This window comes from Pauljensenia sp. 27098_8_83 (genome assembly GCF_041432695.1).
Lineage (GTDB): Bacteria > Actinomycetota > Actinomycetes > Actinomycetales > Actinomycetaceae > Pauljensenia.
Window position 1 is genome coordinate 204,438 of record NZ_JAPWAD010000001.1, and the last position, 14,788, is coordinate 219,225.

Here is a 14,788-nt window from a genome sequence, read left to right on the forward strand (position 1 = left end):
CCGACCTCGTCGAAACGAGGCCGGGGCATCGCGGCAATCCACCAGCGCTTACTCGAGCTCGAATGCGCCCGTGTACAGCTGGTAGTACACGCCCTTCTGCGCGATCAGGTCGTCGTGGCTGCCGCGCTCGATGATGCGACCGTGGTCGAGGACCATGATCGCGTCCGAGTTACGAACCGTCGACAGGCGGTGGGCGATCACGAAGACCGTGCGCCCCTCCATGAGGTTATCCATGCCCTGCTGCACGTGGGCCTCGGTGCGCGTATCAATCGAGGAGGTTGCCTCATCCAGGATCATCGCCGGAGGATCAGCCACGGCGGCACGCGCGATCGACAGGAGCTGGGCCTGGCCCTGCGAGAGATTCGAGCCGTTGCCCGTCAGCATCGTGTCGTAGCCCTCGGGCAGACGACGGATGAAGGAATCCGCATTGGCCAGCTTCGCGGCGGCAATGCATTCCTCGTCCGTGGCGTCCAGGCGGCCGTAGCGGATGTTCTCCATGACCGTGCCCGTGAACAGCTTGACGTCCTGCAGGACCACGCCGAGCGAGCGGCGCAGGTCCGGCTTGTGGATCTTGTTGATGTTGATGCCGTCGTAGCGGATCTTGCCATCATCGATGTCGTAGAAGCGGTTGATCAGGTTGGTGATCGTGGTCTTGCCGGCACCCGTGGCACCCACGAAGGCGATCTTCTGGCCGGGCTTGGCCCACAGGGAGATGTCGTGCAGGATCTGCTTCTCGCCGTCGTAGGAGAAGTCGACGTCCTCCATGACCAGCTCGCCGCGCAAACGCGTGTAGGTGACGGAGCCGTCGGCCTGGTGGGGGTGACGCCACGCCCAGATTCCCGTGCGTTCCTCGGTCGGCTCGAGCGAGCCATCGGGCAGCTCGCGCGCACGCACGAGGGTCACGTAACCCTCGTCCTCCTCGGGCTTCTGGTCGATGAGCGCAAACACGCGGCCTGCACCCGCCATACCGAGGGCGATCATGGGGACCTGCATGGACATCTGGCCGATCGTCTGCGAGAAGTTACGGACCATACCCAGGAAGGAGACAACCACGCCGACCGTGATGACGTCAACGCCGACAAGGTGGATGTTCGGTGTCTGCTCCAGGATCATGACGCCACCGACGATGGCGATGACGACGTACATGATGTTGCCGATGTTGCCCAGGGCAGGCATCAGCACGTTGCCGTAGATGTTCGCCTTCTGCGAGGACTCGAAGAGCTTCTGGTTGAACTCCACGAATTCATCCTTGGCATCCTGCTCGTGATTGAAGACCTGGACGACCTTCTGGCCGTCCATCATCTCTTCGATGAAGCCTTCTTCGTCAGCGAGAGCCGCCTGCTGCGCCTTCATGAAGCGGCCCGACAGGCCTCCAAGCTTGCCGGTCAGGAAGGCCATGAGCGCACCCACGAGGAGCACAACGAGGAACAGCCACACGGAGTAGTAGAGCATCGTGCCAACCAGCACGATGATGGTCAGGCCCGACTGGATGAGCGTCGGGATCGACTGGCCGATCAGCTGGCGGATCGCGTCCGTATCGTTCGTGTAGGTCGACATGATCGCGCCGTGCGGGTGCGTGTCGAAGAATCGCAGGGGCAGGCGCTCCATCGAGTCGAACATGTCGTCACGCATATGCTTGAGTGTCCCCTGCGTCACGATCGCCATGGCACGCGTGTAGATGAAGCTGCCAATAACGCCGGCACCGAAGATGACAGCCATCGTGACGACGAGGCGTACCAGGGTTCCTCGCACCGCATCGAAGCCGCTCTCCAGGCCCGGGGTCACGACGTTGTCGACGATCTGCTGCATGAAGATTGAGCCGACGGCCGAGGCCACGGATGCGAGGATGATGCACACAATCGTCAGGCAGATGCGAACCGGATAGTGCCGGAAGACGTAGGCCATGAGACGGCCGAAGGGACGCTCAATACCCTCGAGCTTGTCAGCGTCGTCGATTCGGGAGTTGCGCGTGCGTGCCATGTCAGGCCACCTCGCTTTCGCTCGCGGCGTTCTGGGAATCGTAGATCTCTCGGTACTCGCCGCCCGCTGCCATCAGCTCCTCGTGAGTCCCACGTTCCGTGATACGACCGTCGTCCAGGACGATGATCTGATCGGCATGGCTCACCGACGAGAGGCGCTGGGCGATGATGATCGTCGTCGTGCCCGGGATCTCGGTCTCAAAAGCATTGCGAATCAGCGAGTCGGTCTTCGTATCCACCGCGGAGGTCGAGTCGTCCAGGATGAGGATTTTGGGATTCTTCAGCAGTGCACGGGCGATACACAGGCGCTGCTTCTGGCCACCCGACACGTTGCTGCCGCCTCGGGAGATCACGTAGTCGTAGCCCCCGGGCAGCTGCTGGATGAACTCGTCGGCCTGCGCGAGCTTGCACGCATGCTCGATCTGTTCGTCGGTGGCCTCGGGGTTACCCCAGCGCATGTTGTCTTTAATCGTGCCGGAGAACAGAACGTTCTTCTGCAGGACGACGGCGACCGCGTCACGCAGGGCGCTCAGATCGTAGTCGCGCACGTCGCGACCGCCGACCTTCACGGATCCCTCGGAGACCTCGTAAAGGCGACAGATCAGCTGGATCAGCGAGGTCTTGGAGGAGCCCGTGCCGCCCACGACGCCGAGCGTCGATCCGGATTCGATGCGCAGATTGATGTCAGACAGGGCGTTCTCTTCGGCGCTCGCCGAATACTTGAAGGACACGTCCTCGAAGACGACGGAACCATCCGCAACGTCGGTCGCGCCGTTCTCGGGTGACGTGAGCGACGGCTCGTGGTTGAGAACCTCGGCGATACGGTGCGCGGACTCTGCGGCCATCGTCGTCATGACGAAGATGAAGGCGAGCATCAGCATATGTGTCAGGATCTGGATGCCGTAGGTGATGAGGGCGGTGAGCCCGCCCTTCGTCAGCTCGGTCGCGCCCGAGTTGATGATGATCGAAGCGCCAACGTAGTCGACGGCCACGATCGCTGCGAAGACGAAGAACATCATGACGGGACTGTTGAGCGCGATGAGCTTCTCCGCGTTCGTGAAGTCCTTGCGTACGTCCTGCGATGCCGCGCGGAACTTCGTGGTCTCGTAGTCCTCGGTCACGAAGGACTTCACCACGCGGATCGCCGCGACGTTCTCCTGCACGGAGTTGTTCAGGGCATCGTACTTCTTGAAAATACGACGGAAGATCGGGAAGGCGATGAGCACGATGGCTGCCAGGATGATGGCGAGCACCGGCACCATGCCGAGGAAGATGAGGGCCATCTGGACGTTGATACGCCACGCCATGACGATGGAGAAGACGATCATGAGGGGCACGCGCACAGCGATGCGGATGAGCATGCCGAAGGCGTTTTGCACGTTGGTGACATCGGTGGTCATGCGGGTGACCAGAGAGGACGTCGAGAAGCGGTCGATGTCCGCAAACGAGAAGTCCTGCACCTTAAAGAAGAGGTCCTGGCGCAGGTTCTTTGCCAGGCCCACCGAGGCGGTCGCGGCGAAGCGCGCGGAGAGGATACCGCAGGCCAGCGAGGTGAAGGCCAGCCCGGTCAGGATCAGGCCCAGGCGCATGACGGGGCTCAGGGATACGCCGTCGAGTGCATCCACGAGCGAGACCATGGTGAGCGGGATCAAGCACTCGAGGATCACTTCCCCGATGATGAACAGCGGGGTCAGGATCGAGGCGGTCTTAAACTCGCGTAGCCTCCCCACCAGCGTGCGGATGGTTTTCATGTATCTCCTCTTCGTTCCCTACGGGCGTCCGATAGACGAGGCCGGGGCGCGCATTCAGCGCCCGTGCAGCCTGCAGATGGTGATAATTGCTTTTTCGATGGCGCGCTCGGGGTCCCGCGACGCGCCCTTTGTTTCGGCGTCTGCCGTGGCGATGGCGCCGAAGGCCCCTGCCAGCGAGGCGTCGGACCAGCCACGCAGCTCGCGCCTCGCTCGGTCCACCTGCCAGGGGGCCATCTTCAGGGTGGACGCCGAGCCACCGATCGACACTTTCGCCATGGCGCGGAACTTCATGGCCAGAGCGCTGACGAGCAACTGCGGGGCAATGCCGGTCGCGAACGCGTGCCGGGCGAGCGTGAGGGCCTTCGCCGAGTTGCCCGCTACGGCCGCGTCGGCGACGTCGTATCCCGTGGCCTCAACGCGTCCCGCCTGGTAACGCCGCACGTCCTCCAGGGTGATGCGTCCGCTCACGTCGGAGAGAAGCTGCGCCAGTGCGCCCGCCATCGCGCGAGGGTCGTTACCCAGCGCGTCCACGAGGGCTTGCTGGGCCTCGGTGTCCATCTGCCGACGCGCGGCCCGCACGTCGGAGGCGATGAGGGCCAGCTTGTCACGGTCGTTTTTCAGCGGATCGGCGGGGATTACGGGCCATTTGGCCTTGGTGATCGTGTCGATGACTTTCTTGCCCCGGGCGTTTCCACCGGGATGGGCTAGGAACATCCACACGTCGGGGGCGGGTGCCGCGCAGTAGGCGATGAGGTCGTTCGCGAGTGCGTCGCTCATGGTCTCGAGGTCTCGGATGATGACCATGCGGGATTCGCCAAAGAGCGAGGGCGAGGCGATCACGTCGAGCTGTCCGGCCTGGTAGGTGGCCGCGTTGATGTCGGTGCGTTCGAGGTTGGGGTCGGCCTCGTGGGCGAGGGCGCGTAGCCGGTCGAGGGCACGGTCGACGAGGAGGCCTTCGGGTCCTTTGATCAACACGATGGGTGCCAGCGTTATCTCGGCTGGGGCCGCCGGGCGCGAACCGCGTGCTGCCACGTCTTCCTGCCTTTCCGCTGTGATAGTAACTCCCTAAGTCTGCCACTCGGAGGGCCCATCTGCGTCCCTCTTTGCCCACGGCGGACAATAGTCGTGGCAGGTGTCACGACGGTTTGACGGCACCCCCATAGTGGCGTCTTACTCCTGCCCTGACGTTTCACTCTCGTCAATGAGCTCGCTCTCGTCGATGAGCGGAGTTCCCCACCGCACCCACGCCCGCCAGGCAAGCCATCCGGCGCAGCCGCACGCATATATGCTCACAACGGTCGCTGCCCCGCCGGGCACGGCCACCCCATTTCCCGGTAGATCCGAGCACAACCGAGCAACACCCGCGATCCACGCCGTCGCCCACGAGGAAACGCGCGCACATGCCGAGGCGACTGGGATACTCAGCGGAGCCACGAGGCTGCCGCCAAGCCCAGCGATGGTCGCGATGGGCACGGCGGGCTCAGCGAGAACGTTGGCGACGATCCCCCACACCGGCACTGTCCCCGACAGTGACACGATGAGGGGCGCGGTCGCGAGTTCTGCAAGAGCCGGCACACAGACCATCTCCACGAGCCGACGCAACACCCGCCCCACACGCGTATCCCCGCGAATGCGTCGGCGCGAGCGACGAATGAGCGCAGACGACGGGCCAACAACCGCGAGCGCGGCGAGCACGGAGAGCGCGAAGCCGTAGGAGCGGGCGGCCCAGGGGTCGATGAGGAGCGTGGCGATCACGACGGCGCTCAGGGCGGCGATGGATTGGCCGTCGCGTCCGAGGATGAGTCCGAGGGCGGCGACGGCGGCGACGCAGACGGAGCGGAGGACTGAGGCTTCGGGGCCGACGAGGATGAGGATTGTGCCCAGGACGAGGATGGTTGCCCCTAGGCGCAGGGGTTTTCGTGCGGGGACCACGAGGGTGACGGTGGCGAGGATGATGACGATGTGGGATCCGGAGACGGCGGTGAGGTGGGTGAGGGAGGTCATTCTCATGGCTTGGGCGAGGTCTGCGGGCATGCCTCGGTCGTCCCCGATCGCCATGCCGGGCACGAGGGCGCGCGCGTCCGCGGGAAGTGAGGAGCATGCGCGGGCGAAGGTTTCGTGGGTGGTGCGCCTCCAGCCCGCTAGACCGTCGGGCCGCTCGATCAGCTGGGATCGTCTGACGCGGATCGCGCCCACCGACGGCGCGTCTGACGCGAAGGTGACGTCCAGGGTTCCCCAGATCTCGTAGATGTCGCCGCGCGCGCCGCTGCCCCACCCGGAAGCGTTCACGAGTGCGGTCGCATGGGAGGGTATCCATTCCTTCCCCGCTGCGACGGCCTCGGTGCGGACGTGGGCGCGGCGTGTGGTGGAGAAGCCTGACGAGGCCGGGGCTGGGTCGGTCTGCAGGCGTACGCGCGCGTGAATCGGACCGGAGTCGCGGCGTGCGGGGTCTGCGTCATATTGCCTGCGCGCGACGGATCCGACCGCGAGCGCGCAGGCCATGCACGCGAGGAGCAGTGCGAGGCCGAGCCGGAGCGATCTGGGTGGGGTGAGGGCATGCCGGGGGGCGCGTCGGCCTCGCCTCGAGCACGCGTAGGAGGCGGCGCAGGCGAGGGCGAGGATGGCGCACGCGCCGATGGTCTCCCCGGGCGCGCGGTGTCCCGTCGCCCACCAGGTGGCAACCCAGGTGGCGGCGGCTGCGGGTGCGAGGCGCAGGTCGATCATGCGGGGAGCGCATTGTGAGTCGCTCATGCACACACTCCGGGTCGTATCTTCTCGATGAGTGAGGGGCCGATGCCGGGGACGTCGTCGAGTTCGTCGACGGATGTCAGGCGTGGGTGCGTGGATCTGTAGGTGACGATGCGCTTAGCGAGGGCGGGGCCGATGCCGGGTAGCGTCTGGAGTTCTGTCTCGGTGGCGGTGTTCAGGCGGACGCAAGCTCCCGCGGCCGTGTCCCCTTCGGGTGATGAGGGCGGCGGCGACTCCCCTGCGATGCCAACCCGAATCTGCTCACCATCGACCAGGATGCGTGCGAGGTTGATCGACTCCAGGTCGGCCTCGGGCAGAGCTCCTCCCGCTGCGGTGATGGCGTCGATGACTCGGGAGGAGGCGGGAAGGGTGAGTACTCCGGGAGAGGCAACCGCGCCGGAGACGTAGACAACAACGTCTGTGGCTTGGTCCCCCACCGACACGGACGGAGGTGCAGACGCGGCTGGGGGCGCAGTAGCTACCGTGGCACCGCTCTCCTGTCGCTCGGAGGAGGATTGGACGAGGCTGTCGGCACGTTGTTGCGTGGCCGCGTGCCTCCATACGCCCACGGCTGCGATGAGCACGACCACGACAATGAGGGCGGCGACGCTCGCTCCTCCGGGGAGGAAGCGGGCGACGCTCGGTTCGGCGGGTTCGTCATCCTCGCTCAGGGCACTGTCGTATACGGCTTTCGTCAGCGCCGCCATGCGCCGACGCGCCAACCATCGTGACACGTTCATGTCCGCACGCTAACCCCGACGCATGGGCTCAGAACACGCGAAATGACACCCCTGTGGATAACTACAGTGGGCGCACGGGGGCTGTGGATGAATCCCACACTCACCCCGCCCCGGCATAACTCGCATGGGACCGCAGTCCCAAGGGATACTGTTCCGGTAACGTCGAAGTACAGCGGCGCACCGCGCCCAGAGCCGAAAGACCACACCATGAGCGAGAACATCGAGGATCTGAAGGCGCAGCTCGCCGCAGCGGAAGCCGCGGCGAAGGCCGCCGAGGCTGAGGCCGCCCGCGCGAAGGCCGAAGCCCTGCGTCTTCAGCTCGAAGCCGCCGGATCCGCGGCCGCGCAGGAACCCGCCACACAGGCCGAGGCTGAGGCCGCTCAGGCCGCAGATGCGCGTGCCACAGCCGACGCGCTGCGCAGCCAGGTGGAGGCCGCGCAGGCCACCCCCGCCACCGACGCTCCCGCCGCCGAAGCACCCGAGGCCGCCCCGGCCTCGTCCCCCGCACCGAGCGGCGAACTGTCGGCCTTCGCCGCCCAGATCCAGGGTGCCTACTCCTGGGACGTCCCCGCGGTCACGATCGGCACGCTCATCGACAATGGTGCGCGCGTGCCCGGCGTCAGCGCCAAGATGCCGCTGCCCATGTTCAACCGTCACCTCCTGGTCGCCGGAGCGACGGGCACCGGCAAGACACGTACTCTCCAGCTCCTGGCCGAGGGCCTGTCCGCGAACGGTTCCTCCGTGCTCCTGTGCGACGTCAAGGGCGACCTGACGGGCCTGGCCGAGGCCGGGGCCAGCTCCGAGAAGCTCCTGAGCCGTACCGCGGCCAACGGTCAGGACTGGGCACCCGCCTCATTCCCGATCGAGCTGCTGAGTCTGGGTGGGGCGGATTCGCAGTTCCCGGGCGTGCCCGTTCGCGCCCAGGTCTCCGACTTCGGCCCCATCCTGCTCGCCCGCGCTCTCTCCCTCAACACCACGCAGGAGCAGGCGCTCCAGCTGATCTTCGCGTGGGCGGACGGCCAGGCCCTTGAGCTGGTGGACCTGCCCGATCTGCGCGCCGTCATTTCCTTCCTGACCTCGGACGAGGGCAAGGACGAGCTGGCCACAATCGGCGGCGTCTCCAAGGCCACCGCCGGCGTCATCCTGCGTGCCCTGACCGCGCTCGAGTCCCAGGGCGGCGGCCAGTTCTTCGGCGCCCCCGGCTTCGACACGGCCGACCTCATGCGCATGGATTCGACCGGCCGCGGCATCATCTCCCTGCTCGGCGTCGGGGACATTTCCTCGCGCCCGGCCCTGGTCAGCGCGGTCATTATGTTCCTGCTCGCCAACCTCTTCTCCACCCTGCCCGAGGTCGGTGACGTCGAGCGTCCCAAGCTCGTGTTCTTCTTCGACGAGGCACACCTGCTGTTTGCGGACGCCACCAAGGAATTCGAACGCCAGGTCGTCCAGACCGTGCGCCTCATCCGTTCCAAGGGCGTGGGCGTCGTCTTCGTGACACAAACCCCCAAGGACATCCCCTCCGACGTCCTGGCACAGCTCGGTTCGCGCGTCCAGCACGGCCTGCGCGCCTCCACGCCGGATGACTTCAAGAAGCTCAAGGCCACGGTCCAGACCTTCCCGAAGACGTCCCTCGAGCTCGACGAGGTCCTCACGACCCTGGGCACCGGCGAGGCCGTCGTCACCGTCCTGGATCCGAAGGGTAACCCCACCCCGGTCACGCCCGTGGGCATCTGGGCGCCCGCCTCCGTCATGGGCCCCGCCTCCGCCGACACGATCGCGCGTATCAACCAGTCCAGTGTCATCATGGGCCGCTACCGCGACGCCGTGAACCCGGACTCGGCCGAGGAGAAGCTCGAGCGCCGCGCCGCCGAGGCCCAGGCCGCCCGTGAGGAAGCCATCGCGCAGGAGGCGGCAGCCAAGGAAGCCGAACGCGCGCAGAAGGAGGCCGAAAAGGAAGCCGAGCGCGCTGCCAAGGAGGCCGAGAAGGCCGCAGCCAAGGAAGAGGCCGCTCGTCACAAGGAAATGGAGCGGCTGCGCCGCCAGGTTGAGAAGCAGCAGGAGAAGGAGGAGGCCGCCCGCCAGCGCGCCGCCGAACGCCGTACCCGCCAGGTCGAAAACGTCCTCGGGTCCGTCCTGCGCACCGCCGGCCGCGAGATTACGCGCTCCATCTTCGGCACGCGCAAGCGCTGACACCCACGATGTCGGCACGAGGCCGGGGCGCGGGACTCCTTGCGGGAGACCACGCCCCGGCCTCGTCTCACAGTGCGACCACTACACCAAGAAACGGCAAAGTGGAGTAGACTGCATCGCAATTAACCAATTCCTCGTGGGAGACCCTGATGCGTATCGGATTCATCGGAACGGGAGCCATGGCCCAGGCCATTGCTCGCGGTGCCGTCGCGTCCGGCGTCGATCCCGCGACACTGGTCTTCTCCAACCGCACGGCTGCGAAGGCCTGCGATTTCGCCGACGAGCTCGGCGCGACCGCCGCTTCCTCGAATGCGTCCCTGGCCCGCCAGGCCGACATCATTTTCCTGGCCGTCAAGCCCAAGGACCAGCGCGCAGTCGTCAAGGAGATCGCCCCCATCGTGGTCTCCCGACCCGACGCCTGCGTCGTCTCCCTGGCGGCCGGACGCACCCTCGACCAGATCACCACTGACTTCGGCGCGGGCATCCCGCTCGTGCGCGTCATGCCGAACGTCGCGGCCACCGTCGGGCAGTCCATGACCGCCCTGACGGCCACGCGCGCCACAGACGCACAGGTAGCAGCCGTCCGATCCCTCATGGATTCGGTGGGCCGCACCATCCTCATCGACGAGGACTATTTCCCCGTGTTCCAGGCCCTGGCCTCGTGCTCTCCGGCCTGGTATTTCCAGATTGTTGATTCGTTCGCCCGCGCTGGTCTCAAGTACGGCCTGTCCAAGGACAGCGCCGTCGAGATTGCCGCGCAGGCGATGGCGGGAGCCGCTGCTCTGCTCCTCGCCGAGCGCGAAGCGGGCACGATCCCCGCGCAACTCATTGATCGGGTGACGAGCCCCGGCGGCACCACAATCGCAGGATTGTTGGCCGCCGAGGAAGGTGGTTTGTCGACCGCACTGGTAGGTGCCGTCGACGCATCCATCCACGCCGATTCCCATCTCGGCTGACTCCACCTGCCGCGTCGCGGCTTACCTCCCCTTTATTTGGCGCACCCGCGCACCCTCAACACAGGAACACACATGTTGCTCTTCAATGCAGTCGTGCTCTCCGTGCTCGTCATGCTGATCCTCAGCATCGCACGCGTGCACGTCGTCATCTCTCTCTTCGTGGCCTCCCTCGTGGGCGGCCTGGTCGCCGGCATGGGCATGTCCGGCACAATGGTCGCCTTCCAGGATGGCCTCGCCGGCGGTGCAAAGATCGCCCTGTCCTACGCCCTGCTTGGCGCGTTCGCGATGTCGGTCGCCCACTCGGGTCTACCGCGTCTGCTGGCGAACTGGATCATCAAGAAGCTGCGTAATGCCGATGAGTCGAACTCGGCGCGCGTGGCCCGCTCCGCTAAGTGGGGCATCCTCGGCGGCGTCCTCGTCATGGGCGTGATGAGCCAGAACCTCATCCCGATTCACATCGCGTTCATCCCGCTGCTGGTGCCTCCGCTTATCGGCGTCATGAACGAACTCAAGATGGACCGTCGCCTGGTCGCCTGTGCGATCACCTTCGGTATCGTCACGACCTACATGTTCGTGCCGATCGGCTTCGGCCGAATCTTCCTGCACGACATCCTCTACAAGAACATCGAAGATGCGGGCCTGCAGGTCGAGGGCATCGTCAACCCGATGGCCGCCATGGCGATCCCCGCAGCCTCGATGGCCGTGGGCTGTGCAATCGCACTGCTCGTCTCCTACCGCAAGCCGCGCGAATACGAACAGCGCGAGACCTCGTTCAGCTCCAACAGCGACAAGCCCATCGATATGAAGAAGGTCTGGGCCGCGGTCGCTGCCCTCGTCGCCTGCTTCGTTATCCAGGCCGTCATGACCAAGATGGATTCCGAGGCCGACCCGCTGCTCGTGGGTGCCCTGGTGGGCCTGTGCATGATGCTTGCGATGCGCGTCGTTCCGTGGCAGCAGGCCGACGACGTGTTCAGCGGCGGCATGAAGATGATGAGCCTCATCGGCCTCATCATGATCACCGCACAGGGCTACGCCTCGGTCCTCAAGGCCTCCGGCCAGATCGAGCCCCTCGTCCAGCAGACCTCCGCGATGTTCAATGGGTCGAAGGCACTGGCCGCCATGATCATGCTCGTGGTCGGACTGATCATCACGATGGGTATCGGCTCGTCCTTCTCGACACTGCCGATTATTTCCGCGATCTACGTGCCTCTGTGCGTGGCGCTCGGCTTCTCCCCCATCGCGACCGTGTCGATCATCGGCACGGCGGGCGCGCTGGGCGACGCCGGCTCACCCGCGTCCGACTCGACGCTCGGCCCGACATCTGGTCTGAACGTCGACGGTCAGCACGACCACATGCGAGACACGGTCATTCCCGAGTTCATCCACTACAACATTCCGCTGTTGATCGGTGGGTGGATCGCGGCGATGGTCCTCTGATTCCGTCGTTCTCCTTGACGAGGCCGGGGCTGGGTTACACGAATGCGCGACCTGGCCCCGGCCTCGTGTGAGCGACGCGCCGGGAGCTCACAGGCCCAGCATTGGACCGAAATGCCTGGGGAAACGTAGGCTAGTGGGGCAAACAGTCCACGACTCGGATGGAGACAACTCAATTATGGCCATGAACACCCGTGCGCAGGCGCCTCGCGTGCCCGACCGCGCCGCCCCCGAAGGCCTCGAAGCGAAGTGGGGTGAGGCCTGGGAGGACCAGGGCACCTACGCTTTTGACCGCAGCGCCACGCGCGAGCAGGTGTACTCGATCGACACTCCCCCGCCGACGGTATCCGGCTCCCTGCACATCGGCCATGTTTTCTCCTACACGCACACCGACGTCGTGGCCCGCTACCAGCGCATGATGGGCAAGTCCGTGTTCTACCCCATGGGTTGGGACGACAACGGCCTGCCCACCGAGCGCCGCGTGCAGAACTACTTCGGCGTGCGCGTGGATGCGACGCTGCCCTACGACCCCGACTTCGAACCCCCGCACGTGGGCGGCGACGGCAAGTCGATCAAGGCTCGCGACCAGAAGCCGATTTCCCGTAAGAACTTCGTGGAGCTGTGCGAGCGCCTCACCGTTGAAGATGAGGCTCAGTTCGAGGCGCTGTGGCGCTACCTGGGCCTGAGCGTGGACTGGAAGCAGAACTACCAGACGATCGGCGCGCGTGCGCGCAAGGTCGCCCAGGCTGCGTTCCTGCGTAACCTGGCGCGCGGCGAGGCCTACCAGGCCGAGGCCCCGGGCCTGTGGGACGTCACCTTCCAGACGGCGGTCGCCCAGGCTGAGCTGGAGAGCCGCGAGTACCCGGGCTTCTACCACCGCCTGGCCTTCCACATCACCGACGCAGAGGCCGCCGCGAAGGCTGCCGCCGCGGGCGCGCCCGTCGAGGACGGCGTGGACGTGTGCATCGAGACGACGCGTCCCGAGCTGCTGGCCGCCTGCGTCGCCCTGATCGCCCACCCGGACGACGAGCGCTACAAGCCGCTGTTCGGCACGACGGTCGCCTCCCCCGTGTACGGCGTCGAGGTGCCGATCCTGCCCCACCCCGAGGCGGAGATGGACAAGGGCGCGGGCATCGCCATGTGCTGTACCTTCGGCGACACGACAGACATCGACTGGTGGCGTGACCTGGAGCTGCCGCTGCGCGCGATCCTGCGTAAGGACGGCCGCATCATCACCGCGACCCCCGAGTGGATCACGACCGATGCGGGCCGCGCGGCTTTCGAGGAGATCACCGGCAAAACGACGTTCTCCGCGCGCGAGGCCGTGGTGGCCGCCCTGCGTGAGTCGGGCGAGCTGAAGGGCGAGCCGACCAAGACGATGCGTCAGACCAACTTCTTCGAGAAGGGCGACAAGCCCCTCGAGATCGTCACCTCGCGCCAGTGGTACATCCGCAACGGTGGCCGCGCGTGGACGAACCCGGCCTCGGGCAAGGACCTGAACGAGGAGCTCATCGGCCGCGGCCGCGAGCTGGAGTTCCACCCCGACTTCATGCGCGTGCGCTACGAGAACTGGGTGAAGGGCCTGAAGGGCGACTGGCTGGTCTCCCGTCAGCGCTTCTTCGGCGTGCCGTTCCCTCTGTGGTACCGCGTGGACGCGGACGGCCAGGTCAACTACGACGACATCATCACCCCGTCTGAGGCCGCTCTGCCGGTCGACCCGTCGACGGACGTGCCGGAGGGCTACACGGAGGATCAGCGCGGCGTGGCCGGCGGCTTCGTGGGCGAGCTGGACATCATGGACACGTGGGCGACGTCCTCGCTGTCCCCGCAGCTGGCGTGTGGCTGGCTGGATGACGAGGACCTATTCGCTCGCACGTACCCGATGGATCTGCGCCCGCAGGGCCAGGACATCATTCGTACGTGGCTGTTCTCCACCGTGGTGCGCGCGGACCTGGAGTTCGGCGCGCTGCCGTGGAAGCACGCGGGCCTGTCGGGCTGGATCCTGGATTCGGACCACAAGAAGATGTCGAAGTCCAAGGGCAACGTCGTGACCCCGATGGGCATCCTGGAGAAGTACGGGTCGGATGCCGTGCGTTACTGGGCTGCGTCGGCTCGCCTGGGCCTGGATGCGGCGTTCGACGAGCAGCAGATGAAGATTGGTCGCCGCCTGGCGATCAAGGTGCTGAACGCGTCGAAGTTTGCCCTCACGATGGGCGGCGAGGGCGCGGCGATCGATCTGGATCCGGCGCTGGTGACGGTGCCGCTGGATCGTTCGGTGCTGGCGGCGCTCGCTTCCGTCATCGACGAGGCCTCGGCTGCCCTGGCGTCCTACGAGCACTCTCGCGCACTCGAGGTCACGGAGTCGTTCTTCTGGACGTTCTGCGACGACTACCTGGAGCTGGTCAAGGAGCGCGCCTACAACCGTGATGGCGCGTGGGACGAGGCCTCGGCCGCGTCTGCGCGTGCGGCTCTGGCGATCGTCATCGACAATGTCGTGCGTCTGCTGGCCCCCTACCTTCCGTACGTGACGGAAGAGGTGTGGAGCTGGTACCGCGAGGGCTCCGTGCACACCGCTCCGTGGCCGGTCGCATCCGACCTGGCGGGCGTCGAGGGCGATCCTTCGGTGCTCGAGGCCGCGTCCTCTGCTCTGATCGCGCTGCGTCGCGTGAAGTCTGAGGCGAAGGTGTCGCCGCGTACGCCGTTCCTGGCGGTGACGGTGCGCGCCCCGCAGGCTCAGGTGGAGGCTCTGGAGTCCGTGAAGGGCGACCTGGAGGCCGCATCGAAGGCCGTGGGCGCCCTGACCGTGGCTGCCTCCGACGACGCTGAGGCCACCGAGGCCGTGGTCGAGTCCTTCGAGCTGGGCGAGGCTCCTGCAAAGCGCAAGGGCTGAGCGTTAGGCTGCTGGGGGGCCGCCCGTGGGAAACCACGGGCGGCCCCCTTATGTATGCCTGTGTCGTGCCGACACAATACAGGCAGCACCACTGGGACTC

At 66.1% G+C, this 14,788-nt stretch carries 9 protein-coding genes; 4 read left to right on the forward strand and 5 right to left on the reverse strand.

Annotated elements, in window-relative coordinates; genetic code table 11:
• Nucleotides 1-48 precede the first annotated feature (48 nt).
• The 5 genes from O3656_RS00935 to O3656_RS00955 all read right to left on the reverse strand — a co-directional run bounded on the left by O3656_RS00935 (nt 49) and on the right by O3656_RS00955 (nt 7,218).
• Nucleotides 49-1,980, reverse strand: coding sequence for an ABC transporter ATP-binding protein (locus O3656_RS00935; RefSeq protein WP_500062190.1), 1,932 nt, complete (start codon nt 1,978-1,980; stop codon nt 49-51).
• A 1-nt stretch (nt 1,981) separates the two neighbouring features.
• Nucleotides 1,982-3,730 carry an ABC transporter ATP-binding protein gene (locus O3656_RS00940; protein ID WP_500062191.1) on the reverse strand — a complete coding sequence of 583 codons (1,749 nt, stop codon included), beginning with the start codon at nt 3,728-3,730 and terminating at the stop codon, nt 1,982-1,984.
• A 54-nt stretch (nt 3,731-3,784) separates the two neighbouring features.
• A complete protein-coding gene (gene holA, locus O3656_RS00945; protein ID WP_500062192.1) occupies nt 3,785-4,762 on the reverse strand; it encodes a DNA polymerase III subunit delta in 978 nt (325 codons plus the stop codon).
• Nucleotides 4,763-4,900: 138 nt separating this feature from the next.
• Nucleotides 4,901-6,481 (reverse strand): ComEC/Rec2 family competence protein, encoded by a 1,581-nt coding sequence (locus tag O3656_RS00950; protein ID WP_500062193.1) that lies wholly within the window; start codon nt 6,479-6,481, stop codon nt 4,901-4,903.
• On the reverse strand, nt 6,478-7,218 hold the full coding sequence (locus O3656_RS00955) for a helix-hairpin-helix domain-containing protein (protein WP_500062194.1): 741 nt from the start codon (nt 7,216-7,218) through the stop codon (nt 6,478-6,480). Before O3656_RS00955 ends, O3656_RS00950 begins: the two co-directional genes overlap by 4 nt.
• Before the next feature lie 207 nt (nt 7,219-7,425).
• Here O3656_RS00955 and O3656_RS00960 point away from each other — a divergent pair, with 207 nt between their 5' ends.
• From O3656_RS00960 to valS, 4 genes are all read left to right on the forward strand, one after another.
• Complete coding sequence (locus O3656_RS00960; protein WP_500062195.1) at nt 7,426-9,408, forward strand: helicase HerA-like domain-containing protein; 1,983 nt, start codon at nt 7,426-7,428, stop codon at nt 9,406-9,408.
• Between the two features lie 149 nt (nt 9,409-9,557).
• The gene (gene proC / locus O3656_RS00965) at nt 9,558-10,364 is read left to right on the forward strand and encodes a pyrroline-5-carboxylate reductase (RefSeq protein WP_500062196.1); all 807 of its coding nucleotides are present in this window, start codon (nt 9,558-9,560) and stop codon (nt 10,362-10,364) included.
• Between the two features lie 72 nt (nt 10,365-10,436).
• Entirely contained in the window at nt 10,437-11,801 is a 1,365-nt protein-coding gene (locus O3656_RS00970) for a Na+/H+ antiporter family protein (protein WP_500062197.1), read from the forward strand.
• A gap of 175 nt (nt 11,802-11,976) precedes the next feature.
• Nucleotides 11,977-14,688: a valine--tRNA ligase gene (gene valS / locus O3656_RS00975; protein WP_500062198.1), complete on the forward strand. Its 2,712-nt coding sequence runs from the start codon at nt 11,977-11,979 to the stop codon at nt 14,686-14,688.
• Nucleotides 14,689-14,788 lie beyond the last annotated feature (100 nt).

Coding starts and splice junctions, on each gene's coding strand:
- valS (WP_500062198.1), top strand. CDS start 11,977: ATGGCCATGAACACCCGTGCGCAGGCGCCTCGCGTGCCCGACCGCGCC.
- O3656_RS00960 (WP_500062195.1), top strand. CDS start 7,426: ATGAGCGAGAACATCGAGGATCTGAAGGCGCAGCTCGCCGCAGCGGAA.
- O3656_RS00955 (WP_500062194.1), bottom strand. CDS start 7,218: ATGAACGTGTCACGATGGTTGGCGCGTCGGCGCATGGCGGCGCTGACG.
- O3656_RS00935 (WP_500062190.1), bottom strand. CDS start 1,980: ATGGCACGCACGCGCAACTCCCGAATCGACGACGCTGACAAGCTCGAG.
- O3656_RS00950 (WP_500062193.1), bottom strand. CDS start 6,481: ATGAGCGACTCACAATGCGCTCCCCGCATGATCGACCTGCGCCTCGCA.
- proC (WP_500062196.1), top strand. CDS start 9,558: ATGCGTATCGGATTCATCGGAACGGGAGCCATGGCCCAGGCCATTGCT.
- O3656_RS00940 (WP_500062191.1), bottom strand. CDS start 3,730: ATGAAAACCATCCGCACGCTGGTGGGGAGGCTACGCGAGTTTAAGACC.
- O3656_RS00970 (WP_500062197.1), top strand. CDS start 10,437: ATGTTGCTCTTCAATGCAGTCGTGCTCTCCGTGCTCGTCATGCTGATC.